Annotated in this window: 20 protein-coding genes; 3 read left to right on the plus strand and 17 right to left on the minus strand. The window is 62.1% G+C overall.

Going from position 1 to position 24,875, the window contains the following annotated elements; translation table 11 throughout:
* Positions 1 to 13 precede the first annotated feature (13 nt).
* The 4 genes from F8A90_RS09895 to F8A90_RS09910 all read right to left on the minus strand — a co-directional run bounded on the left by F8A90_RS09895 (position 14) and on the right by F8A90_RS09910 (position 5,301).
* Entirely contained in the window at positions 14 to 553 is a 540-nt protein-coding gene (locus tag F8A90_RS09895) for a YaeQ family protein (RefSeq protein WP_166019962.1), read from the minus strand.
* A gap of 182 nt (positions 554 to 735) precedes the next feature.
* Entirely contained in the window at positions 736 to 1,986 is a 1,251-nt protein-coding gene (gene mtnK, locus F8A90_RS09900) for an S-methyl-5-thioribose kinase (RefSeq protein WP_200016888.1), read from the minus strand.
* A 213-nt stretch (positions 1,987 to 2,199) separates the two neighbouring features.
* Positions 2,200 to 3,627 carry a cardiolipin synthase gene (gene cls, locus F8A90_RS09905; RefSeq protein WP_166019960.1) on the minus strand — a complete coding sequence of 476 codons (1,428 nt, stop codon included), beginning with the start codon at positions 3,625 to 3,627 and terminating at the stop codon, positions 2,200 to 2,202.
* A gap of 168 nt (positions 3,628 to 3,795) precedes the next feature.
* Positions 3,796 to 5,301: a fumarate hydratase gene (locus F8A90_RS09910; RefSeq protein WP_166019959.1), complete on the minus strand. Its 1,506-nt coding sequence runs from the start codon at positions 5,299 to 5,301 to the stop codon at positions 3,796 to 3,798.
* Positions 5,302 to 5,718: 417 nt separating this feature from the next.
* Here F8A90_RS09910 and F8A90_RS09915 point away from each other — a divergent pair, with 417 nt between their 5' ends.
* Complete coding sequence (locus tag F8A90_RS09915; RefSeq protein ID WP_200016889.1) at positions 5,719 to 6,648, plus strand: N-acetylmuramoyl-L-alanine amidase; 930 nt, start codon at positions 5,719 to 5,721, stop codon at positions 6,646 to 6,648.
* A gap of 179 nt (positions 6,649 to 6,827) precedes the next feature.
* Positions 6,828 to 7,187 (plus strand): hypothetical protein, encoded by a 360-nt coding sequence (locus F8A90_RS09920; RefSeq protein ID WP_200016890.1) that lies wholly within the window; start codon positions 6,828 to 6,830, stop codon positions 7,185 to 7,187.
* 153 nt (positions 7,188 to 7,340) lie between these two features.
* Here F8A90_RS09920 and F8A90_RS09925 read toward each other — a convergent pair whose 3' ends face one another.
* The 8 genes from F8A90_RS09925 to F8A90_RS09960 form a co-directional block, all read right to left on the minus strand.
* On the minus strand, positions 7,341 to 8,042 hold the full coding sequence (locus tag F8A90_RS09925; RefSeq protein ID WP_043336899.1) for an ABC transporter ATP-binding protein: 702 nt from the start codon (positions 8,040 to 8,042) through the stop codon (positions 7,341 to 7,343).
* Between the two features lie 74 nt (positions 8,043 to 8,116).
* Complete coding sequence (gene livG / locus F8A90_RS09930; RefSeq protein WP_267906766.1) at positions 8,117 to 8,872, minus strand: high-affinity branched-chain amino acid ABC transporter ATP-binding protein LivG; 756 nt, start codon at positions 8,870 to 8,872, stop codon at positions 8,117 to 8,119.
* A gap of 82 nt (positions 8,873 to 8,954) precedes the next feature.
* Positions 8,955 to 10,280, minus strand: coding sequence for a high-affinity branched-chain amino acid ABC transporter permease LivM (gene livM / locus F8A90_RS09935; RefSeq protein ID WP_200016891.1), 1,326 nt, complete (start codon positions 10,278 to 10,280; stop codon positions 8,955 to 8,957).
* Complete coding sequence (gene livH / locus F8A90_RS09940) at positions 10,280 to 11,200, minus strand: high-affinity branched-chain amino acid ABC transporter permease LivH (protein WP_043336883.1); 921 nt, start codon at positions 11,198 to 11,200, stop codon at positions 10,280 to 10,282. Before livH ends, livM begins: the two co-directional genes overlap by 1 nt.
* Before the next feature lie 293 nt (positions 11,201 to 11,493).
* The gene (locus tag F8A90_RS09945; RefSeq protein WP_442778905.1) at positions 11,494 to 12,594 is read right to left on the minus strand and encodes a branched-chain amino acid ABC transporter substrate-binding protein; all 1,101 of its coding nucleotides are present in this window, start codon (positions 12,592 to 12,594) and stop codon (positions 11,494 to 11,496) included.
* Between the two features lie 653 nt (positions 12,595 to 13,247).
* A complete protein-coding gene (gene uvrB / locus F8A90_RS09950; RefSeq protein ID WP_166019955.1) occupies positions 13,248 to 15,275 on the minus strand; it encodes an excinuclease ABC subunit UvrB in 2,028 nt (675 codons plus the stop codon).
* A gap of 66 nt (positions 15,276 to 15,341) precedes the next feature.
* Positions 15,342 to 15,776, minus strand: coding sequence for an OsmC family protein (locus tag F8A90_RS09955; protein ID WP_166019954.1), 435 nt, complete (start codon positions 15,774 to 15,776; stop codon positions 15,342 to 15,344).
* Positions 15,777 to 15,863: 87 nt separating this feature from the next.
* Positions 15,864 to 16,055: a hypothetical protein gene (locus tag F8A90_RS09960; protein WP_054557000.1), complete on the minus strand. Its 192-nt coding sequence runs from the start codon at positions 16,053 to 16,055 to the stop codon at positions 15,864 to 15,866.
* A 282-nt stretch (positions 16,056 to 16,337) separates the two neighbouring features.
* Between F8A90_RS09960 and ygfZ the strand changes: the two genes are divergently transcribed.
* Positions 16,338 to 17,474 carry a CAF17-like 4Fe-4S cluster assembly/insertion protein YgfZ gene (gene ygfZ / locus F8A90_RS09965; protein ID WP_233593270.1) on the plus strand — a complete coding sequence of 379 codons (1,137 nt, stop codon included), beginning with the start codon at positions 16,338 to 16,340 and terminating at the stop codon, positions 17,472 to 17,474.
* A 92-nt stretch (positions 17,475 to 17,566) separates the two neighbouring features.
* Here ygfZ and F8A90_RS09970 read toward each other — a convergent pair whose 3' ends face one another.
* The 5 genes from F8A90_RS09970 to F8A90_RS09990 form a co-directional block, all read right to left on the minus strand.
* Positions 17,567 to 20,410: a bifunctional diguanylate cyclase/phosphodiesterase gene (locus F8A90_RS09970; protein ID WP_200016893.1), complete on the minus strand. Its 2,844-nt coding sequence runs from the start codon at positions 20,408 to 20,410 to the stop codon at positions 17,567 to 17,569.
* Positions 20,411 to 20,484: 74 nt separating this feature from the next.
* Positions 20,485 to 21,252 (minus strand): TatD family hydrolase, encoded by a 768-nt coding sequence (locus F8A90_RS09975; RefSeq protein WP_200016894.1) that lies wholly within the window; start codon positions 21,250 to 21,252, stop codon positions 20,485 to 20,487.
* A gap of 140 nt (positions 21,253 to 21,392) precedes the next feature.
* The gene (mscL, locus tag F8A90_RS09980; RefSeq protein WP_200016895.1) at positions 21,393 to 21,875 is read right to left on the minus strand and encodes a large conductance mechanosensitive channel protein MscL; all 483 of its coding nucleotides are present in this window, start codon (positions 21,873 to 21,875) and stop codon (positions 21,393 to 21,395) included.
* A 398-nt stretch (positions 21,876 to 22,273) separates the two neighbouring features.
* Positions 22,274 to 23,863, minus strand: a complete 1,590-nt coding sequence (locus F8A90_RS09985; protein WP_153635928.1) for a peptide chain release factor 3 — start codon at positions 23,861 to 23,863, stop codon at positions 22,274 to 22,276.
* A 132-nt stretch (positions 23,864 to 23,995) separates the two neighbouring features.
* Positions 23,996 to 24,826 carry a helix-turn-helix transcriptional regulator gene (locus tag F8A90_RS09990; RefSeq protein WP_200016896.1) on the minus strand — a complete coding sequence of 277 codons (831 nt, stop codon included), beginning with the start codon at positions 24,824 to 24,826 and terminating at the stop codon, positions 23,996 to 23,998.
* Between the last annotated feature and the right edge of the window lie 49 nt (positions 24,827 to 24,875).

The following is a 24,875-nucleotide window of genomic DNA, read 5'->3' on the forward strand; positions in this document are numbered from 1 at the left end:
AGGCTGATATCCCTCAGCGCTCGCCTTTCAGCCACTCGAGGTTGATCTCGTGCTGGCCGTTGTCATCGGTGATGAAGATGGTGCCTTCGGAGATCATCACGGTCCACTTGATGTTGCGTGGCAGCGACTCGGTGATGGCGTCCAGCGACCCTTCCGGCACGGCCGCGATGCTCAGGTTGGAGAGCCCCGCCACTGCCGGCACGACCTTGGTTTCCCACACGCGCAGACTGCCATAGGCCAGCAACGAAGTACGCTCGGTGCGTCGCGAGCACCAGGTCAGGCGCTCGGCATCCGGCTGACCGACTTCGATCCAGTGCAGGACGCGGCCATCGAGGCTCTTTTCCCACAGCGCCGGCTCATCGACATCGGATAGACCACGACCAAACGCGATGTTCTCGCTGTACCACAGGGCGTGGCCCAGCAGGCGCACGCAGAGACGCAACTCGGTTTCGGAGGGGTGACGAGCCACCGTGAAACGCAGGGTCTCGTAGACGCCGCGATCCAGGTCGGTCAGCGACAGATCCACCTTGTAAGGCGTGGAAGACAGGGCCATGAAAATCTCTTCTTGAAAAGACAAACGTCTTGGAAAGGCAATGGCGGGAAGTTGCTTTCCCGGTAAAGCACCATGCTCCTCGACTGAACCACGCGCGTGACAGTGCAAGCGCGTGGGTGCGGAGCGCAGAGTCTACCCTAGCCGAGCCCTGAACGCCCGACTCCTGCCTGGCATGCCCGCCCTCAGGCGAGGTGACGCGCCACCAGGGCATCGATGGCATCGATATCGCTCAGGCTGTCGCGCGCCATGATCAGCTCACGCCCGAGCGCCAGCGCACGACGTTCGGCACGCGCACGGGTGGTCTCATCGCTGATGGATTCAAGTTCCAGAATATGCGCGAGCCCGATGGTGCGGCGAATCAGCTCACAGCCGGCGTAGCCGAGCGCATCACGCAGCATGCGAGACAACAGACGCTCTGCCACGCCCGGCGCAGCGAAGCTGGCATCTGGCGTCAGCGCGGCCTGCTCGCGATACTCGCGGGCAAAGCGCTCCCAACTGGTGACCGCCTGGGCGCGCAGCTGCGCCACGTAGTCACGCTTGTTGCCCTGCTCTCCGTCAAGCTCAGTGTGCGCACAGGCCGCCAGCCACAGTGCTGCCAGCCAGCTGCCGATATCGAAACCTGCCGGTCCGAAGAAGCCGAATTCCGGATCGATGACCTTGGTGCTGTCTTCCCGCACGAAGATCGAACCGGCATGCAGATCGCCATGCAGCAGTGCCTCGGGCGCGGACAGGAAACGCTGCTTGAGCTCGGCCACTTCGACCTTCAGGGCGGCGTCCTGCCACAGGGCTTCGGCATCCGCGCGCAGCGCCGGATTGATGCTGTTGCGCTCGTGATCGCAGAACGGGTCCAGGAAGAACAGGTCTTCGGTGATCTTGCATTGATCGGGATTGGTGAAGCGTGCGACGCGAGACTTCTTGTCGTGGGCATCGAGTGCCAGATCACTGCTGCGATACAGGCTGGTGGCCAGAAAATGTCCCATCTGCTCGCCAAGCCGCGGCAGTGATGCACGCTCCAGGAAGGCATGACGCAGATTGCGGTGATCGCCGATATCTTCCATCACGATGGCCGAGCGAGACTCATCGAAGTGATAGAGCACCGGCACCAGCTCAGGTGCGCAGTCGGCCTCGAACTGCAACGTTTCTGCCTCGATGCGCACACGCACCAGCGACAGCGGCCAGCTCTCACCGATGATGCGCACCCAGGGCAGTCCCTGCTTGACGATCACCGAGGCGGAGCGGTCCGGCGTGCAGACGCGATAGACATAGTTGATGTTGCCATCGCCGATCTCCTCGACCTGAAGCTCACTGGCCGCAGTGAAGGCAGGCAACTGATCGCCGACATGCTGGCGTGCGAAGGCGATGACATCGGCGTCATCCCGGAATTGATACTCGATGGAAGGTGCCTGGCTGGCGTGAGTGTCTTGAACGGTCATGGCAGGTCTCAGCGCGGAATCATGTAGCCGCCGCCCTGGACGCCCTCTCCAATGCAGGGTGAGGGAAGCATCCAGGCTCTCAGTTTATTCCAAAAAGAAATAAACAGGCGACCAGTTATAGCGAGAAGATGCCTGCAATGGCCACGAATGACAAGACCTGCCGAGCGAGTTTCTCTCGACTCGGCAGGTAACGGACTCATTTTGCCGAAAGCGTCACTGGATAGGTGCCAGCAGATAGGCCGCCCGCGAGACCAGCTTGCGCCACATCGGCCGGGCATCCAGCTCCTCGCAGCTGATCTCGCGACAATGACGGAAATCTTCCTCGAGCATGGCCTCGACCTCCGCCGCGAACTGGTGATCGGGCACGAAGGCGGTGACCTCGAAGTTCAGACGGAAGGAGCGATTGTCGAGATTGACGGTGCCGATGGTGGCCGTATGGCTGTCCATCAACATCACCTTCTGATGCAGAAAGCCCGGTTGATAGCGGAAGACACGCACACCGGAGCGAATCATCTCGGACAGGAAGGAAAACGCCGACAGGAACACCAGCAGGTGATCAGGGCGCTCCGGAATCATCACTCGCACGTCCACCCCACGCAACGCCGCCAGCTTCAGAGCGTCCTGCACACCCTGGTCCGGCACGAAGTAAGGGCTGGTGATCCAGATACGGCTCACCGAGGAATGGATGGCCTGCTGGACCAGCAGGCTGGCCGTCTCACGACGGTCTGCCGGGCCAGACGGCACGATCACCACGTGCTGACATTCTTCACAGCTGATACGTGGCTCCCATTCCAGTGACAGTACCTCGCCGGTCGCCCAGTGCCAGTCCTCCCAGAAGGCCTCCTGCAGCCCCATCACGCTGGGTCCTTCCAGCTTGAGGTGAGTATCGCGCCAGGCGCCGTAGCGTTCGGAATGGCCCAGGTACTCATTGCCCACATTCAGCCCGCCGACAAAGCCCACACGGCCATCGATGACGGTGATCTTGCGGTGATTGCGGAAGTTGATCTGGAAGCGGTGACGCCAGCCACGCGAGGAATTGAAGGCACTCACCTCACAGCCGGATTCGATCAGATCCTTCAGATAGCCATCCGGCAGCTTGCGTGAGCCTATCTCGTCATACAGGAAGCAGACCCGCACGCCACGCTCAGCACGCTTCATCAATGCCTGCTTGAGCCGCACACCGAGTTCATCATTTCGCACGATGAAGAACTGGATGAGGATGTAGTCCTCGGCGGCCTTGATGGCCGCGAACAGGGCGTCGAAGGTCTCTTCGCCATTGATCAGCAGCCTGGCACGATTGCCGGTGGTGACCGGCATCATCGCCAGACGCTCGATGGCATCCAGATGGGTGGGATTGCCGCCCAGCGGACGGGAAAGCCAGGGAGAAAGCTTGGGGCGGAAACGCATCAGCACGCGTCGCATGGTCGAGTCGCGTTCCTCGCGAGCACTGACATAGCCATAGAAACGGGGACGCCCGAATACCCAGTAAAGCGGCAGGGCGACATAGGGAAAGGTCAGCAGACACAGAATCCAGGCGATCGCACCCTGTGAGGTACGACTGGACATCAGGGCCATGACGGCGGTCATCGCACCCAGAATGTGACTGCTCAACAGCAGAAAGCCAAGTAACCAGGCGGTCATTGCAGCTCCATTGCAGGCGTCAGGGTTGCCAGAGTATGCCACAGCAGTGCGCGCAACGATGCCATGACATCGACGGCACACAGACGAAGACCCCCGCCGGCATATAATCACCGACGGGGGTCTTCAGATCATATCCACACGATATGACGGAGTTTCACGACAAGGCCATCAGGCGCGGCTGGCGATGATTTCCTTCCACTTGGCCGGGCCCGTCTGGTGCACGGAGACGCCCGCGCTATCGACCGCCACGGTCACCGGCATGTCCTCGACCTCGAATTCGTAGATCGCTTCCATCCCCAGGTCTTCAAAGGCCAGCACGCGAGACTTCTTGATCGCCTGGGCGACCAGGTAGGCAGCGCCGCCGACGGCCATCAGATAGCTGGACTTGTTGTCGCGAATGGCGTCGATCGCGGTCGGGCCACGCTCGGCCTTGCCGACCATGCCCAGCAGGCCGGTCTCTTCCAGCAGCGTGCGCGTGAACTTGTCCATGCGGGTCGCGGTGGTCGGGCCAGCCGGACCGACGACTTCATCTCGGATCGGATCGACCGGGCCGACGTAGTAGATGAAGCGCCCTTTCAGATCCACCGGCAGCTGCTCGCCACGTGCCAGCATCTCGGTCATGCGCTTGTGGGCCGCATCACGGCCGGTCAGCAGCTTGCCGTTGAGCAGCAGCGTGTCGCCCGGCTGCCAGCTCTGTACTTCCTCTGGCGTCACGGTATCGAGGTTGACGCGCTTGACGCTGTCGCCCGCTTCACGGGTGATTTCCGGCCAGTCCTCGAGCTTCGGTGCCGGCAGTTCTGCCGCGCCGCTGCCATCCAGGGTGAAGTGCACGTGACGGGTCGCCGCGCAGTTCGGGATGATCGCCACCGGCTTGTTGGCCGCGTGGGTCGGGTAATCCATGACCTTGATGTCGAGCACGGTGGTCAGGCCGCCGAGGCCCTGTGCGCCAACGCCAGTGGCATTGACCTTCTCGAACAGCTCGAGGCGGATCTCTTCGGCGCGATTGGAGGCACCACGCTTCTGCAGCTCCTGGATATCGATCGGCTCGAGCAGGGACTCCTTGGCCAGCTGCATCGCCTTCTCGGCGGTACCGCCGATACCGATGCCCAGCATGCCGGGCGGACACCAGCCAGCACCCATCTTCGGAATCTGTTCCAGCACCCAGTCGACCACGGAGTCGGACGGGTTGAGCATCGCGAACTTGGACTTGGCTTCGCTGCCGCCGCCCTTGGCCGCGACGTGGATCTCGACGCTGTCACCCGGCACCAGCTTGTGGTGGATGATGGCCGGCGTATTGTCCTTGGTGTTGGCACGCTTGCCGTCCGGGTCTGCCAGCACGGAGGCACGCAGCACGTTGTCTGGCAGCAGATAGGCGCGACGCACGCCTTCGTTGACCATGTCGTCCAGGCTCATGTCGGCCTCGAAGCGCACGTTCATGCCGACGTGAACGAAGACGGTGACGATACCGGTGTCCTGACAGATGGGACGATGACCCAGGGCACACATCCGGGAGTTGATCAGGATCTGTGCGATGGCATCCTTGGCGGCAGGATTCTCTTCACGCTCGTACGCCGCATTCATGGCGTCGATGAAGTCCTTCGGATGGTAATAGGAGATGTACTGCAGCGCGTCGGCGACGCTCTGGATCAGGTCATCCTGGCGGATCACGGTCATCAGGATCGGCTCCTCAAGGGCAAGCGATGGAAAAGACAGACATGCTGGCACACGGGGCGCGGCGGCGATCAGGGTAAAGGGCGATCACCGTTGTCAGGGACGGCGATCACGCCGCCGCGGGCGAGCGTCAGGTCAGGTGCGCGGGATTATACCTCAAGCATCCACCAGGCGGCAGAGCGAATCCTGCAACCCGCCAGACACGAGAATTCAGCAGGTTATGTCACAATATCGCTGATGTTTTGCCCCGTTCAGAACGCGCCTTGCCGTGTGAAGCAGGAAGGGCCACCACTGCATTTCCCTGACGACCGGTGACAAGGCATTCCTGTCACTCATGCGCTCCTTTCCCACCCAGGCCACGAAGATTGCCCAATGATGCCACGCAGATTCTCAAGCCCCCTCCGTTCACGGCCCGCCATCGTGCGTCTGCTGCTCCTGCTTGGCGGCGGGACCCTCGCCCTGCTGCTGGCGGGTTGCAGCGCAACGCAGCAGACGGTCACGGCGGATGCCAGCGAGACCTTCGCGTGGGCCACGGCGTCTGGCCAGAGCCAGAGCAATTCGCGGGTTCGCCATCTGGTGCTGCACTACACCGATGATGATCTGCGCGGCTCCCTGAGCAGCCTGACCGGACAGGACGTCAGCGCGCATTATCTGCTGTCGGCGCCTGCAGATGGCGAAGCGCTGCCCAGTGTCTACTCGCTGGTGCCGGAGGACCGCCGTGCCTGGCATGCGGGCATCAGTCAGTGGGGAGAGCGCAGCAACCTCAATGACACCTCCATCGGCATCGAGATCGTCAATGCCGGGCCGCAGGCACTGGTACCCCTGCAGGCAGGCGAGCAGGAAGACGCCAGGGCGGCGGTCGCCAGGCGCTGGGCTCCATCACGTGACTTCGCACCGTGGAGCGAAGCGCAGATCACCGCCTTGATCACGCTGCTCAAGCCCATCATCGCGCGCCATGGCATCAAGGCGGTGGATGTCATCGGGCATTCCGACATCGCGCCGGACCGCAAGACCGACCCCGGCCCGCGCTTTCCCTGGAAACGGCTGCATGATGCCGGGATCGGTGCCTGGCCACGCACCTCTGACGTGCTGTGCTTCCAGCGGCAGCTGGCCAGAACAGGATTGCCAGAGAAGCGGATTCTGATCACGACTCTCACCCGCTATGGCTATCCAGTGGAGACCGAGCGTCCCTGGCTTGCCATCGCCGCCTTTCAGGCGCATTTCCGCCCGGGAGCCATCACTGGCGTATTTGACGCCGAGAGTGTCGCGATATTGCTGGCCCTCAATGCTCGCTACCGTGACGGCGCGACCTGCAGCGATTTTCAACAGGGCGCACTGTCATCCAGTTGACATCCCTTCGTCATATTTCTGTCGCAGCATCAGGGAGCCCCGGAGATATGACAAGGACAGAGATGGCGTTTTGGCATCTGACGTCTACGCTGGGAGAGGCATGGCCAAGGAGGGGCACCACTCTCGGACCTGACACTGGCTCGCAGAAGCCGGCATACCCCATTCCAATGAGGTTCATCATGGCTGACAACATTCTCAGTGCAGTACCTGATACGGCAGCAGACATGACAACACCCGCCACATCCCCCGGCGCGCTCGGATTCGTCGTCTGTGATGACAAGCGCATCTACGGTGCAGGCATGAGCGAAGAGGACTGCCTCGACAACGCCCTCGAGTGCCTGTGTGGCTACTGTGAACGCAGCGCACTCAAGAAGATGCTGGAGCTGTGCCAGGCCGGAGTGCGCTACCCCCTGCGCCAGCTTCCCGCCAGCCAGGCCTGCGTCAGCAATTGCCAGGTCTCCGGCCCTACCGATCATTATCGTATCCATGACGGCGTCGCCTATGCTCCCGAAGAATTCGTGACCCCTCTCTCGGCGTAAGCCATTCACGCCACTTTTACCGGCCCCTGGCTCGCACCCTGCATCGCATCCTCAAGAAAGCGCCCCTGCCACCGAGAGTTCAGTGACAGGGGCGCGTTCTGTTGCATTGCCATCCTCTGGTGAGACGCGACAGCGAATCACGTGCCGGGCCTCTCAACCGCCGAGATAGGCGCGACGCACGTCGTCATTGGCCAGCAGCGCCTTGCCGCTGTCCGCCAGCACCACGCGACCGTGCTCCAGCACATAGCCGCGATCGGCGATCGACAGGGCACGATGGGCATTCTGCTCCACCAGGAAGATGGTGGTGCCCTGCTCGCGCAGCTGCTCGACGATCTCGAAGATCTGCCCGATCACGATGGGCGCCAGCCCCAGCGATGGCTCATCGAGCAATAGCAGCCGCGGCCGACTCATCAGGGCGCGCCCGATGGCCAGCATCTGCTGCTCGCCACCGGACATGGTGCCGCCGCGCTGCTGGAAGCGCTCCTTGAGGCGCGGGAAGAGCCCCAGCACGTGCTCGATGCTGCGTTCGTTCTCCTCCTTGCTCTGGTAATAGCCGCCCATGGCCAGGTTTTCCTCCACCGTCATGCCGGTGAAGATGCGGCGACCTTCCGGCACCACCGACAGCCCACCGCGCATCACGCGCGCCGTGGGCGTGCCGGTGATCTCCTCGCCCTCGAACCACACCCGTCCGCTGGTCGGACGCGGATCGCCACAGATCGACATCAAAAGCGTCGTCTTGCCGGCGCCGTTGGCACCGATCAGCGTCACGATCTCGCCCTGCCCTACAGCCAGCGAAACATCATTGAGCGCCTGCACCGGCCCGTAATGGGTGGTCAGATGCTCGAGCGCCAGCATGGCATCCCGCGGCGCGAGTGCCTCGCTGGCAGGCACGGTCTCTGGCATGACTGCATCAACATGCTCACTCATGCTCATTCCTCCCCCAGATAGGCCTTGATCACGGCATCGTTGCGTCGAATGTCCTCCGGACTGCCATCCGCCAGCGGCTGGCCCTGATTGACCACGTAGATGTGATCCGAGATGCCCATCACCAGACTCATGTCATGCTCGATCAACAGCACCGAGATGCCCTCATCGCGGGTCAGGCTGACGATCAAGTCATCGAGATCCCGGGTCTCGTTGGGATTGAGGCCCGCCGCCGGCTCATCCAGCATCAGCAGCCGCGGCCTGGCGACCATGCAACGCGCGATCTCGAGTCGCCGCTGCTGGCCATAGGCCAGATTGCCTGCCTCGCGGTTGGCGAATTCGAGCAGACCGACTCGCTCCAGCCAGTCGCCGGCATGCTGCATCAGCGCCTTTTCACTGCGTCGATAGCCCGGCGTCTTGAACAGACCCTTGAGAAGGTTGCGCTCGGCGTGCATGTGCTGCGCCACCAGCAGGTTCTCGATGACGGTCATCTCCTTGAACAGCCGCACGTTCTGGAAGGTGCGTACCATGCCAGCCTGGGCGATCCGGTACCCCGGCAGGCGATGCATGGCGCGATTCTGGAAATACACCTCGCCACCGGTAGGCTGGTAGAAGCCAGAGATGCAGTTGAAGACGGTCGTCTTGCCCGCACCATTGGGCCCGATGACCGATACCACCTCGCCCGGATGCACCTCAAGCGTCACGCCGTCCACGGCCTTGAGGCCACCGAACTGCATGGTGAGATCACGTACGTCCAGCAGCGGTGCCCCACCCTCGTCGCGTGCCTGGCCGTGTGAGGAAGCGGCTGGCGCCTCATTGTCGAATGCTTGCTTGTCATGTGCGTCAGCCACGGTCGAGCTCCATCTGCGGTCGTTTGAGCGGCACCAGGCCTTGAGGACGCCAGACCATCATCAGCACCATCATCAACCCGAACAGCAACATGCGATATTCATTGAATTCACGTGCCAGCTCCGGCAACAACGTCATGGCGATCGCCGCCAGAATCACGCCCAACTGCGAGCCCATCCCGCCCAGCACCACGATGGCGAGAATGATCGCCGACTCGATGAAGGTGAAGGATTCAGGACTGATGAAGCCCTGACGCGCGGCAAAGAAGGCGCCGGCAAAGCCCGCGAAGCTCGAACCGATCGTGAAGGCAGAGAGCTTGATGCCGGTAGGATTCATGCCCAGCGAGCGACAGGCGATGTCATCCTCGCGCAACGCCTCCCACGCCCGCCCGATGGGCATGCGCAGCAGTCGATAGATCACGAACAGCGTGATCAGCACCAGAATCAAGGCCAGCAGGTACAGATAGATCACCTTGAAAGCCGGGTCGTAGTCGATGCCGAAGAACTCATGAAAGGCGATGTTGCCCTCATCGGCTCGCCGCGAGAACTCGAGATTGAACAAGGTCGGCTTGGGAATGCGCGCGATGCCATTCGGGCCGCCGGTCAGCTCCGTCCAGTTGTTGAGCAGGATACGGATGATCTCGCCGAAGCCCAGTGTCACGATGGCCAGGTAGTCACCCCGCAGCCGCAGCACCGGGAAGCCAAGCAGATAGCCGAACAGCGCCGTCATCAACCCGGCGATGGGCAGTGCTTCCCAGAAGCTGAAGCCCAGATAGCTGTTGAGCAGCGCATAGGTATAGGCCCCGACGGCGTAGAAGCCCACGTAGCCGAGATCCAGCAGCCCGGCGAGACCCACCACCACGTTGAGCCCCAGGCCCAGCATGATGTAGATCAGCGTCAGGGTCGCGAGATCCACCGCCGAGCGGTTGGACAGAAACGGGAAGATCAGCAGCGCACCGATGGCCAGCATGATCCACAGCTGACGCTTCTGACCGCTCATCACGTCAGGGACGCGGAATCGTGATGGCTTGCGGGTACGCGCACGCCATTCCTCGATCTGTGGCCGCACCAGCTGATGCAGGAAGACGGCCAGCGCCGCGGCCAGCAACCAGCCCCAGGTATCCATGCCCATCAAGCGTACTGTGGTGGTGATGCCGGTGGACTCGAGCTGCACCCCCAGTACCGAGCCACCCAGCACGAGAGTCAACACGGCGGCCGCAAGTGCCGACCACCAGGGACGACGATAGGAAGGTTGTGGCGGAATCGTCTCGGCGGGCGAGGTGCCCGCTGTCTTCAGAGTCTGTTTCGCAAGCTTGGGCATCAGATCTTCTCCACTTCGGGCTTGCCGAGAATCCCGGAGGGACGGAACAGCAGAATCAGGATCAGTAGTCCGAAGGCCACCACGTCCTTGTATTCCGTGGACAGATAGCCGCCAGTCAGTGCCTCCGCGACACCCAGCAGCAGGCCGCCCAGCATCGCGCCGGGGATACTGCCGATACCGCCAAGCACCGCCGCCGTGAACGCCTTTAGCCCGGCCAGGAAGCCGATGTAGGGATTGACCACGCCGTAGTACATGCCGAGCAGCAGTCCTGCGACGGCGGCCAGCGCCGCCCCGATCACGAAGGTCATCGAGATGATCATGTCGGTATTGATGCCCAGGAGACGCGCCATGCCGGCATCCTGGGAGCAGGCCCGACAGGCACGCCCCAGGCGCGAGCGCGAGATGAAGGACGACAGCAGCAGCATGCATACCAGGGTGACGCTGAAGATGATCACCTGCATGTAGGACAGATTGACCGCGAAGCTTTCCAGCCCGAACTCCCAACCGCCCGGAATCAGGCTGGAGATCGCCATGTCACGCGAGCCCTGGGCCAGACGCATGTAGTTCTGCAGGAAGATCGACATGCCGATCGCCGAGATCAGCGCGATCAGACGCTTGGAGCCTCGCACAGGCCGATAGGCGACACGCTCCACGGCAAAGCCATAGGCGCAGGACACCAGCACGGCTACCAGCAAGGCGGCCGCCATCAGAAAGAAGGGGTTGGCGATGCCCAGCATGCCCAGCGCCGCGATGACGATGAAGGTCACGTAGGTGCCGATCATGTAGATCTCGCCGTGGGCGAAATTGATCATGCCGATGATGCCGTAGACCATCGTGTAGCCGATGGCGATCAAGGCATAGGTACTGCCGATGGTCAGGCCATTGATGACCTGTTGCAGGAAGTAGAGGATGTCTTCCATGGAACGACCCTTGGCCGCGACGATCATCGGCTTGTGGCCGGTGATCGTCAGGGAAATGCCGCATGCGCGACGACAACGGGAAGGCACGGCGATATTGCATCACCGTGGACTCGACCGAACGAAGAAGCCCGCCATGCCAGGTGGCATGACGGGAAGCGTCTCGGGGTTGATCCACCACGGCCACATAAAGTCTCGAACAAGGTCTCAAATGATCGTTCAGATGAGGTATAGAATGTTGATATCACATGGCCGTGGCGAAGGCTGGGCTCAGACAAGCAGAGGCCAGCCGCTGATCAATGTGCCGCTTCGCTCTTGGTTCCGTCGGCGTGCCAGTTGTAGACGACGAAGTTGAAGTCCTTCAGGTCGCCCTTCTCGTCGTATTCGACCTTGCCGATGGGCGTGTCGAAGCTGTTGGCGCGCAGATATTCGGCAACGTCATACGGGTCGGTGGAATCGGCGCCCTTGATGCCATCGGCGATCAACTCCACTGCGGTGTAGGCCGGCATGACGAAGGGGCCGGAGGGGTCTTGATCCTTGGCCTTGAAGGCCGCGACCAGATCGGCATTCTTCGGGTCGGTCTCGAAGGCCGGCGGCAGCGTCACGTAAAGGCCTTCGGAGGCTTCACCGGCGATCTTGGAAATATCCGGGTTGCCGACCCCCTCAGGGCCCATGAAGGGCGCGTCAAAGCCCAGTTCACGCGACTGACGCAGCAAGAGGCCCAGCTCCGGGTGATAGCCGCCGTAGTAGACGAAGTCGACGTTCTCCTTCTTGAGCTTGGAGATCAGCGCCGAGAAGTCCTTGTCACCCGCCGTGATGCCCTCGAACAGCACCACATCGATGCCCGCTTCCTCGACGGTGTCGCGCACGCCGGTGGCGATGCCTTCCCCGTACTGCTGCTTGTCGTGGATCACGGCCATGTGCTTGGGCTTGATCGTCTCGGCGATATAGCGCCCCGCAACCGGCCCCTGCAGCGAGTCCAGACCGATGGTGCGGAAGACCAGCTCATAGCCCTGCTCGGTGATGGTCGGACTAGTGGAAGCCGCCGTGATCATCATCACGCCTTCCTCGGCGTAGATGTCCGAGGCCGGTTGCGTCGCGCTGGAGCACAGGTGCCCGATCACGTACTGGACACCGTCATTGACGATCTGGTTGGCGACCGCCACCGCCTGCTTGGGATCACAGGCGTCGTCGTATTTCACGCCCTTGAGCATCTCGCCGTCGACGCCGCCGGCGGCATTGATCCGCTCGATGGCCATCTCGGCACCGATGAACTGCATGTCACCGTACTGGGCGACCGGCCCCGTGACCGGGCCTGCCATGGCGATGGTGATATCTGCCTGAGCCTGGGTGGACATCGCCGCGGCGATACCGAGAGCGAGAAGAGACCTGCGCATCATGATGAGAATTCCTGTTCCCGATTATTGTTGTACTACGGCCGGGCAGACCTGACTGACGCCTGGTGTCAGCGCAGGGCTGACCGAAAAGGCTGGCGACAGTGTCTGTCATTCGCTGACCTTGTGCGCCGTTGCCAGCCTGCTGGCAGGGGGGGTCGACACGTCAGGAATGCCTTGAAAGCATTATTGGCAGCAGCGAATACGCATGTAAAGTGACCGTTTGGGCGCTCATGAATGCGACTCGGCAGCCCGCCAATAGCGAAAAGCACCACGCTTTCCAATGTGGCCAGACAATCCTCGGAAATCACGTTCAAAGCCAGTCATTGGCACATGCCAACACGCGGATAACAGGATTTCCCTCTCCTCTTGCACCATCAGGACGCACCACGGCACCCCGCTCGGCTACGCCCAAGGTTGTAACAGAAGCAATCCTGCCGCCCTTCCCGAGCAACCGGTTGCCCCTGAGTCATGCACTGAGCTGCAATGTGATGATCTGCAAGGCAACAATCAAGATAACGGGATAACCTGCCGATGGCACTTCCCCGTCAGATACCCGCCAGCCCTGAACGCCACGCGCCCGACGATGGGTGACATCGTCGGGCGCGTGGGGTCATGCCTTCAGTCACGCGAATGCTGGGGGCTGGAGAATAATGTCAGCCCAGCGCGATCAGGCGATTGCGGACATCGTTGATCTGGTCGCGCAGACGACCGGCCTCCTCGAACTCGAGGTTCTTGGCCGCCGCGAACATGGCATCTTCCAGACGGCTGATTTCCTTCTCGAGTGCCTGAGGGCCTTCGGCCGCCAGAGCCGCATAGTCCGGCGTCTCCTCCGCCACCTGTCGCTCGTTGCCCTTGCGACGACTGCTCTTGCGTCCCGGCGCCTGGGCACCTTCCATGATATCGGCCACCGACTTGGTGATGGTGCGCGGCGTGATGCCGTGCTCCTCATTGAAGGCCATCTGCTTCTCTCGACGCCGTTCGGTCTCGGCGATGGCCCGCTGCATGGAGTCGGTAATGCGATCTCCATACAGGATGGCCTTGCCGTTGGCGTTACGGGCCGCACGACCGATGGTCTGTATCAGGGAGCGTTCCGAGCGCAGGAAGCCCTCCTTGTCGGCATCCAGAATCGCCACCAGCGAGACCTCCGGAATGTCGAGGCCCTCACGCAGCAGGTTGATGCCGACCAGCACATCGAACTTGCCCAGACGCAGGTCACGAATGATCTCCACGCGCTCGACGGTATCGATATCGGAGTGCAGATAGCGCACCCGCACGTCGTGCTCACCCAGATACTCGGTCAGGTCTTCCGACATGCGCTTGGTCAGCGTGGTGATCAGCACGCGCTCGCCCACCTGGGTACGCGCCTTGATCTCGGAGAGCACATCATCGACCTGAGTCGAGGCTGAACGCACCTCGATGACCGGATCAAGCAGCCCGGTGGGACGCACCACCTGCTCCACCACCTGGCCGGCATGCTCTTCTTCGTAGGGGCCAGGCGTCGCCGAGACGAAGACAGTCTGCGGCAGGATGCTTTCCCACTCTTCGAACTTCATCGGACGGTTGTCGAGCGCCGACGGCAGGCGGAAGCCGTACTCCACCAGCGTTTCCTTGCGCGAGCGGTCACCGCGATACATGCCACCGACCTGCGGCACGCTGACGTGGGACTCGTCGATGAAGACCAGCGCGTCCTTGGGCAGGTAGTCGAAGAAGGTCGGCGGCGCATTGCCGGGATCACGCCCGGACAGATAGCGCGAGTAGTTCTCGATGCCGTTGCAGTAGCCCAGCTCCATCATCATCTCGATGTCATAGAGGGTGCGCTGCTCAAGACGCTGAGCCTCGACCAGCTTGTCGTGCTTGCGCAGGTAATCGAGGCGCTCGACCAGCTCTTCCTTGATGTGATCGACCGCGGCGACGATGGTCTCGCGCGGCGTCACGTAGTGGCTCTTGGGGTAGATGGTCATGCGTGGCACCGACTCGGCCACTTCACCGGTCAGCGGATCGAACAGCCGGATGGAGTCGATCTCGTCATCGAACAGCTCGACACGCACCGCCTGCTCCTCGGAGTCCGCCGGGAAGATGTCGATCACGTCGCCGCGCACCCGATAGGTACCACGCCGGAAATCCATGTCGTTGCGGGTGTATTGCAACTCCGCCAGACGCCTGAGGAAGCCGCGCTGGTCGATCTGCTCGCCACGATTGAAGTGCAGACGCATCTTCAGATATTGATCCGGGTCACCCAGGCCGTAGATGGCCGAGACGGAGACCACGATGATCGCGTCGCGGCGTTCCAGCAGCGCCTTGGTCGCCGACAGACGCATCTGCTCGATGTGGTCGTTGATCGAGGCATCCTTCTCGATGAAGGTGTCCGAGGAAGCGACGTAGGCTTCGGGCTGGTAGTAGTCGTAATAGGAGACGAAGTACTCGACGGCGTTGTCGGGGAAGAACGACTTGAACTCGCCGTACAGTTGCGCCGCCAGCGTCTTGTTGGGGGCCATGACGATGGCCGGACGCTGCAGGCGCTCCACGATGTTGGCCACCGTGAAGGTCTTGCCGGAGCCGGTCACGCCCAGAAGGGTCTGATGCGCCAGGCCCGCGTCCAGGCCGGTGATCAGCTTCTCGATGGCCGCCGGTTGGTCACCGGCCGGCTGAAACTTGGAATCGATGCGAAATGGTTTGCTCATGCGCTCTCAATGGTGGCAGTCAGTCGGGTCTTCAACTGACGACAGGCAGATGATTGCCCGACGGTATCATTCGCTCGCGGGCGCTTCTCGACTGGTCACCGAGACCCGGGTGCTGGTCATCAGGCGATGGATGGGGCAACGCTCGGAGATCTCGAGCAGGCGCGCGCGGGTCTCGGCGTCCAGCTCATGGCCCTCCTCGGCCAGAAACTGCATGCTGACCGTGAGGCGATATTCGCTGTTGCTGCCACGCCGCTCGTCGCTGTCGTCCCGGTCCACCGTGGTGATGATCCCCGCCAGCGGCAAGCCCTTGCGCCGGGCGTACATCTGCACGGTGATCGACTTGCAGGCCCCCAGCGACAGATCGAAGTAGTCATGCGGGTCCGGGGCGCTCTCGTCGCCGCCGACCACCGCCGGCACATCGACCAGCAACTCATCGAAGCTTGCCACCTGTACCCGTTGCACGAAACTGCCTGACCGACGGCTGATTACCTCGATGCTCATTCGTCACCTCCCTGTCGCTGATCTGTCCGTGATCCCGCTCGTGAGACGTTGTCTGCTTGCCGCCTGTCTAGCGTCACCGCACTGCGGTCACTTGACCTTGTAACCGGCCTTCTCGACCGTCTTGACCAGCGCGTCATAACGCACCTGACCGTCGACTTCGGCAAAGCCACGCCCGACCTCGGCTTCCTTGACGCCATCCATCATCATCAGCGCCGTGGTGACCTTGTTGACGTCCTTGACGCTCTCGACGCCGATCAGAGTAAGAGAAAAGCTGGCCATCGTGTCATTCCTGTCATGCAGTAAAAAGGGGCGCCGCAGCGCATTGCAGCCGTCAAGAATAGCACGGTTGCCTGACAGTCAGCGCGGGGCAGCCTCGCCGCGCGCCAGGCCCGAGAGGCGGCTATCAGGACGGGAACACTGATTTGCCCGTTCTTTTCGGCCACATGAAGCACAAGGGGCTGACAGCCGCCAGCTGGCGCGTGACAATGCGGGCATTCGACATGCCGCATGGTTGCCAGTGCGCCACCGGCAGTTCACTCCTTCGCAACAGGATGATGGTAGATGAATCCCTTGAAGACCCTGATGCAAGACCACGGCTACCAGCTCGGCGAAGATGGCCGCCTGACGCTGGGTGAGCCAGCCGACGCCTCCATGCCACTCGCTGACATGCCTCACGCTGACCTGGCCGACCGCGCCTTGGCCGAGAATGCACTGACCCCGCTGGGCAATTTCGAGGTACTCGAAGTCTGCGGCAAGGATGGCGAACGCTTTCTGCAGGGACAGACCTCACAGCAGCTGAGTCTGGTCGATGGCGAGCTGGCGCCGCTGACGACCTTCTGTACCCCGAAGGGACGCATTCTGGCCATGGCTCAGCTGCTGCGCGTCAGCGAAGAGCGCCTGTGGCTGGTGATGCCAGCGGGCACCGCCGAACCGCTGCGCGTCCATCTGGCCAAGTTCGCGCCCTTCTACAAGGTGACGCTGGAGGTATCGAGCGAGCTGAGCGTACTCGGCCTGCTCGGCGAGCAGACTCTGGCGGCCTGTGCCGATGCGCTCGCGGCACCTGCGCTGGCCAAGCATGACCTGGCCATGCGCTCGGTCCTCCCGTCGCCCCTGCAGTCGAGCGAGGACGATGAAGCGCAGACCTGCGCGCTGGCTCGCCAACCGTCAGGCGATACCCCGCGCGCGATACTGGTCGGTCCGCATGCCGCCCTGGCAGACCTCGCGACAACGCTTTTCGCACGCGAGGTGGCCGCCAGCGATGACACCCGCTGGTGCCTGGAAGATATCCGCGCCGGTCTGCAGTGGGTCACCTCCGCGCAGACTGACAGCTGGCTGCCGCAGATGCTCAATCTGGAAGCCCTCGCCGCGATCAGCTTCAAGAAGGGCTGCTACACCGGTCAGGAAGTCGTGGCACGAGCCCACTTCCGCGGCCAGGTCAAGAAGCGTCTGCAACGCCTGACAACGGCGCAGCCGGCCGACTTGCCGGCGGTGGGCAGCAAGATCACCAGCCCCGACGGCAAGTCCCTCGGCGAAGTGCTGCAGGCAGCCCATGACGAGCAGGGACGTCTGGAGCTGCTGGCCGTGATCAGTCTGCGCGATGAAGAGATCGCGTTGGCATTGGAAGATGGCACCCAGCTTGAGCGCAGCGCGCTGCCCTATGCCGTTGAGCGTCGCGATCCGGAGCAGCTCAAGAGCTGATCGCTTCATGGACGCCACAGGAAAGCCCCGCACGTGCCAACGTGCGGGGCTTTTGTCTGTCACGGATTGCGGATTTCAGGGCCTGCCGGTGCTCACAGCCCTTCCGGCAGCCAGCCATCCCCTGCGATCAGGTGCTCGATCAGCTCCTGCACCGGCATCGGTCGTGCATAGAGATAGCCCTGATGCAGCGAGCAGCCATGCGCGAGCAATTCCGCTCGCTGCTCTGGCGTCTCGATGCCTTCGGCCACCACTGCAAGATGGAAGGCCTCCGCCAGCCCCAGCATCGCTTCGATCATGGCCTGCCCCTTGCTGGAGCCCAGTGCCGTCACGAACTGTCGATCGATCTTGAGCTTGTCGAACGGCAGCCGCTGCAGCTGTGACAGCGAGGAGTAGCCCGTACCGAAATCGTCCAATGCCAACGCCACGCCGTGAGCCCGGATGGTCTGGAACAGCACGGCGAGAGCCTGGATGTCATCCGGCAGCTGACTCTCGACCAGTTCAAGCGTCAGGCGCTCACACAGCTCCGGATGCCGGAACAGCATTTCCAGGTCTGACAGGAAGCGCTTGTCCATCATGTGGCGCACGGTCACGTTGACGCTCAGATGCAGCTCATGACCGCTTTCGTGGACGCGCATCAAGGTCGCGATACTCTCCTTGAGCACCCAGCGCCCCAGTGCGACATCCAGGCGTGCGGACTCGACGATCGCCATGAAGTCCGCCGAGCCCATCAAGCCATGTTCCGGGTGCTGCCAGCGAATCAACGCCTCCGACAGCTGCAAGCGGCCGGTACGTCCATCGACGATCGGTTGCACGAAGAGTCTGAGCTGATTCTCGCGCAGCGCGACGGTGAACTCGGCCTCCAGCTGCTTGAGGCGACGCAACTCTCGCTCCGCTTCCTCATCGAAGAAATGCCACTCGCGCTGGCACTGCTGGGTATCGTGCAAGGCTCGTTCGGCGCGATAGACCAGCGCATCCACCTGATGGCCATCCTCGGGATAGCGCGTGATGCCCAGGCTCGGCTGCAGATAGATCACCTCATCATCGAGCGTGACCTTGTCGCGTACGGCATTCAGCAGGTTGTCCAACCAGCCGCTGACACCGCCACGCGTGGCTTCCACCAGCCGGCGCTGGACCATGATCAGCAGCCTGTCGGTCTCGAGGCGCGCCACGTCGCCGGAATTTCCCAACAAGGGAGCGATACGCTTCTGAACCTGCTCCAGCTGATGATTGCCCGGCTCGGCGCCGGCATGATCATAGAGCACCTGCAAGCCACCGATCCGCAGTGCCAACAGCACGAAGCCCTCCATCGGCGCGACCTCTCCCAGCTGGTCAATCCGCACCTTGATCAGGCGCAGCATGCCCTCTCGGCTGAGCAGGCCAGTATCGAGATCCGTCTCGCGCTCCTCGAACAACTGATGCTGGAGCAGCACACGCTCCTGCTCCAGTCCTCGTACCACCAAGGTATCGAGTGTCATATCCAGCAACGGCATCATCTCGGTGGCATTGAGTCGATGGCCGCGGCTGGCTACCAGCAGCAATTCGCTGCGTCCGGGATGCGGCGAGACCGAATACCCCATCAACTGGCTGGCACCCAGTCGCTGACACAGCAGCAGCGCACGGTCTTCCTGCTCATCGACATCCCTGTCAACGGTCTCATCGCCATCTTGCCGCGAGCGATCACCGGCTGACACGCACATGCGCCCCACCGGCAGACGCCAGAGAGGATCACGCCGCAACGATGCCTCACTCAACCACTCACGCTCATCATGACTCTGCAGAATCAGGTAGCCGGCGTTGGGATTCCCCACCTCGCGCCGATAGATGATGATCTCTGCCCCCAGCATCTCGCGCACACGTTGCAGATATTGCGCGAGAGACGCACGCGCATTCTGCGGCGTGTGGGTTTCGTAGGGAACGCTCAGAAATTGCTGATTGAGAATGCTGTGGCGCTGGTATTGATGCTCGAGATAGGCGCCATAGGCCCGACTCGCCCTGCGGCGTCGACTGTCGCGCACCAGCATGCCCAGTGTCCCCATGCCCGCCAGCAAAATGATCAACAACAGCGCTGCCAGCGGAGTGCCCATCTCCTGCAGCAGCTGAGCGACGCGATTTTCATCCTGCCAGCAGGCCTTGGCATGGTTGTAGCGATCCGCACGGCCAGACGCGGGCAAGGCCACGCAGACCTGCTGCGTCGCGATGGGCTGTGGCATGGCGTTGCTGACCACTTGCAGTCCCTTCAAGCCCAGCACGGCCGCCTGCTCGTCCAGCAGGTCTGCCGTGAGCGGCATGCCCAGAATCAACAGCCCCTGCTCCGCCTGCGGCGGCAGGGCCTCCTCATCCTCGTAGAGCCCCTGCATGCCGATCAGCCACGGCTGGTTGTCGACGATCAACCAGGCCAGCTTAGGTTGTGTCGGTGACTGGCGAGCCATCTGCATGACGGGGGCTAGCGCACGTCGCCAGCTCACCGGCTGCTTGCCCAGCCAGTCGGCCCCCGGTGACCCGGCGTTGTGCTGCACCCAGGCGGCCACCTGCCCATCGCCACGCACCGCAGAGATCAGATGTATACCGGTATTGGTAGCGAATTCGGGGCCATACATGTACTCGAGCCAGGTCGTGTCGAGCTCAGGCTCACGCAGAAATCTGGTCACGGCTTCTTCCCAGTATCCGTTCTCCTGCAGCTGTCCCGCGAGCAGGCGCTGCTCACTCTTGACCCACAAGGCCAGCCGCTGCCGGTCGGACTCACGATCTGCCTCGCGGGATTGGGATATCTGGCTGGCCGTCAACCAGCCGGTGGCCAGCAATGCCGCCAGCAACAGCAGCGGCAGCAGATACATCCGATAGCGAGGGCCAGCAGGCAGTGAGGCGTGGGCGAAGACAGCAGAAGACTCGTGTGCCGGCACACGAGAGGAGGAACGCGATGCTGAAGAATCTGACATTGATTTACCGATGATGAGGCGACCTCCTGAACCGGGTCGGCAGGCTGTCGCCTGGCCGTTGAGGTCAGTCTAGATCAGACGTTCAGTTGAAGAATACGCTGCACATTCGCCGTCGTGGATAACGCGATATCGTGTCGACTGCTCGAGCGGAGTTCCGCCACCACGTCCGCGACCTTCGCCACTCGCGATGGCTCATTGCGCTGGCCCTGAAACCCGCACAGCGGCATGTCGGGGCTATCGGTTTCCAGCACGAAGCCATCGTCGGGCAGTGACGCCACCACTGCGCGCAACTTGTTGGCACGCGGGTAGGTCACGCTGCCGCCAAGACCCAGCACGAAGCCAAGCTCGAGAAAGCGCTGTGCCTGCACCTGACTGCCCGCGAAGGCGTGGATGATGCCGCCACGGGTGAGTCGTGCCTGCTTGAGTCGCTTGGCGACTTCATCATTGGCGCGCACGCAGTGCACGATGACAGGCAGGGAGAATTCGCGTGCCATGCTCAGCTGGGCCTCGAACAGCTGCCATTGGGCGTCATGATCCGCCAGTCGCGCATCGAAGCCACATTCCCCCAACGCGACGATCTGGCCCGCATGCTGGTCGAGAGCCTGATGAAGCGCCGCCAGCGCATCATCACCATGCTCGGACAGAAAATAGGGATGCAACCCCAGGGCACCGAAGATAGACGCCAATGAATCCACCAGTTCCATCACTGCCGGGAAGCTTGCCACCGTGGTGGCAGGCACCACGAAGGCCGAGACATCTTGCTGCTCGGCACGCGCGATGACCGCCTCTCGATCCGGCGTGAAGTCAGCGAAATCCAGATGGCAATGGCTGTCGATCAGCATGAAATCTCCCGGTGATGGCCCAACTGCCATCGTGCTATATCAGCGTGTGACAGACAAACGAAGGGACCGGCCTGGTGACCGGTCCCTTGAGGACGAGTGTCGATGTTGCCCTGTCAGCCGTCGCGACTGCCGCAGATGACCTAGGCCGCCTCCACTGGCGCTGCCGGTGCCAGCTCGGAGGTGCAATGACTACAGCGGGTCGCCGCCAGCGGCACCTTGGAAAGACAATACGGGCAGTCCTTGTCGGTGATCTCTTCCGGCGCTTCCTCGGCTTCCTTCTTGAGCTTGTTGATCTGGCGGATCAACACGAAGACCGCCAGCGCCACCAGCGCGAAACTGATGATGGCATTGATGAACAGACCATAGTTCAGCGTGACGGCTCCCGCTTCCTTCGCGGCATCCAGGCTGGCATAGGGAGCAGCCTGAGCGCCTTCCTTGAGTACGATGAAGAAGTTCGAGAAATCGACACCCCCGATCAGCAGCCCGATCAGCGGGTTGAGCATGTCCCCCACCAGACTCTTGACGATCAGGGTGAATGCCCCGCCGATGATGATGCCGACGGCCATGTCGACAACGTTACCCTTGACGGCAAAATCACGAAATTCCTGCATGAATCCGGACATCTGTCATCTCCTTTACTCGCTGTCCATCCGGTGGATTGCCATGCATCAAACATGGCCCGCCCTGAACACATCCCACGCCATTGTTGTTGTCATTGTCTGCGCCCTACCGACCTTCGCCACAGCAAGCTTCATCACGCGGATGCCAGCAAGACAACATGACCCTAACATTATGCCGTGCTGATGCCGCGCCATGGGTTGGCTGTGTAAACGTAGGGTTACATGGATGTCTGGACACAAAGAACGCCACTTTTATCCAGGCATAAATAAACGCCACCCCGAGGGGTGGCGTTCTTCAGGCCGTGATCGACAGTCTCGCTACCGCTGCGTCGCTATGGCAGCACCATTGCGACATTGCCGCCAGACAGCGCCGCTGTGGCAACGCCGTTGTGGCAACTGTCTCAGTGCTCACGGGTGGCGCGGAAGGTGATATCCGGCCAGCGCTCCTGGGTCAGCTGCAGGTTGACGCGGGTCGGCGCGATGTAGGTCAGCCAGCCGCCGCCATCATAGGCCAGGTTGGCACTGGCCTTGCGCTTGAAGTCTTCCAGCATCTTGGTGTCATCACAGTAGATCCAGCGCGCGGTCTGCACGTTGATCGCCTCATAGATGCACTCGACCTTGTACTCTTCCTTCAGGCGGTGAGCGACCACGTCAAACTGCAGCGTCCCGACGGCACCGACGATCAGATCGTTGTTGTCGAACGGCTGGAAGACCTGGGTCGCGCCCTCTTCGGAGAGCTGCTGCAGACCCTTCTGCAGCGCCTTCATCTTCAGCGGGTCCTTCAGGCGCACGCGCTTGAACAGTTCCGGCGCGAAGTGCGGAATGCCGGTGAAGCGCATGTCCTCACCGATGGTGAAGGTATCACCGATCTGGATGGTGCCGTGGTTGTGCAGGCCGATGATATCGCCCGGCCAGGCCTCTTCCACATGGGAGCGGTCCGCCGCCATGAAGGTCAGGGCGTCGGGAATCTTGACGTCCTTGTTGATGCGCACATGGCGCATCTTCATGTTCTTCTCGTACTTGCCGGAGCAGACACGCAGGAAGGCGACACGGTCACGGTGCTTCGGGTCCATGTTGGCCTGGATCTTGAACACGAAGCCGGTGAAGCGCTCATCATGGGCCGTGACTTCGCGGGTATCGGTATCGCGCGGCTGGGGCGGCGGGGCATATTCGACGAAGCCGTCGAGCATCTCGCGCACACCGAAGTTACCCATGGCGGTACCGAAGTAGACCGGCGTCAGCTCACCGCGACGATATGCCTCGAGATCGAACTCGTGAGAGGCGCCGCGCACCAGCTCGACCTCCATGCTCAGCTCTTCGATCAGATCCTCACCCAGCACTTCGATGGCTTCGGGGCTGTCGAGACCCTTGATGCGCACGTCGTCGGGAATGCGGTTACCCTGGCCCTGCTTGTAGAGATGGATCTCGTCATTGAGCAGGTGATAGACGCCCTTGAAGCCCTTGCCGACGCCGATCGGCCAGGTCATCGGCGCACACTGGATGTTGAGCACCGTCTCGACTTCATCCATCACCTCGATGGGATCACGCGTCTCGCGGTCCATCTTGTTGACGAAGGTCAGGATCGGCGTGGTGCGCAGGCGGCAGACTTCCATCAGCTTGATGGTGCGGTCCTCGACACCCTTGGCGCCATCGATGACCATCAGCGCCGAGTCGACGGCCGTCAGCGTCCGGTAGGTATCTTCGGAGAAGTCCTCGTGCCCGGGGGTATCCAGCAGATTGACCATGCGGTCCTTGTAGGGGAACTGCATCACGGAGGTGGTCACGGAGATGCCACGCTCCTGCTCCATCTTCATCCAGTCGGAGGTCGCGTGGCGATCGGCCCGCTTGCTCTTGACCGAGCCGGCCATCTGGATGGCATTCCCGAACAGCAGCAGCTTCTCGGTGATGGTGGTCTTACCGGCATCCGGGTGAGAGATGATGGCGAATGTACGGCGCACATCCGCCGCCTTGGCAATCTGGGAATCTGACATGAGCTGAAAGGCATCCGGCCCGACGTGAGGCACGCCGCGCGCACTGTTGGGTGAAAAGCAGAACAAGACGAATGGCGCGCATTGTAGCGGCTGGCGCGGCGCGGCAACAGAGGCGAGCGCGATCAGCGGCCTTCAGTCATCCTTGCGTGCGCGAAAATGCCAGGGTCCCTCGCCCGCCGGCGCCTGGTCATTGAGGATCTCGTGGCGGATGGCATCCTCGATCTCGTCGCTGTCCAGGAGATAGAGACCGCATTGCTTCAGCGCGCAGCGAACCCGGATGTCACGCCCGAGATATTCGAGCAGCACGCGAGTACTGGCCGGCGTGCGATCACCGCTTGCCGATACCCCGATCCGCAGCCCCTTGAGGCGCGACACACGGCTGGTGAAGGTCGGGTAGAGAATGGTCTGGGTGATCTCATTGCCGGTCATCGACTCGTAGTCGGTCATGAAGATGCGATCGCTCAGGTAGAACGCCATCCCCTGATACTTGCAATGTGACACGCCGACACCGGACGACTCGCGCTCGACCAGGCGCTCCAGACGCTGGTAATAGACACCATCCTCGCGCTGGATGATGGACACCAGCCCCCGCAGTATCCGCCCCGGCGACGACATCGACAGATAGTACTCATAGTAATGGCCCACATAGCGGCTCAACTCGGAGGCGCCCGAGCGTCTCAGCTGCGCCAGCGGCTCGCTCTCCACACGCGTGGCCTGACTCTCGCGCGGTTTGGGACGCACCTGCACCAGACGCTGGAACTGACGATTGGGCAGCAGGATCTCGTGCTCCTCCACCCCGAAGAACTCACAGATCCGCCGCAGTGTATGTGCGGCGGGCCGGTACTGACCGCTCAGATATCGATTGAACTGCGGCCGACTGATCTCGAGCCGCCGACTCACCTCGGCGATGGATCGGTAGTAGCTGCACAGCAGCCGCAGATTGAGGGCCAGGTCTTCGTTCATGGGTCTGTCTCGCGCGGGATAAAGCCTCAGTCTACGCCGCCCACCCGCC

The sequence above is a fragment of the Cobetia sp. cqz5-12 genome (assembly GCF_016495405.1).
Classification (GTDB): domain Bacteria; phylum Pseudomonadota; class Gammaproteobacteria; order Pseudomonadales; family Halomonadaceae; genus Cobetia.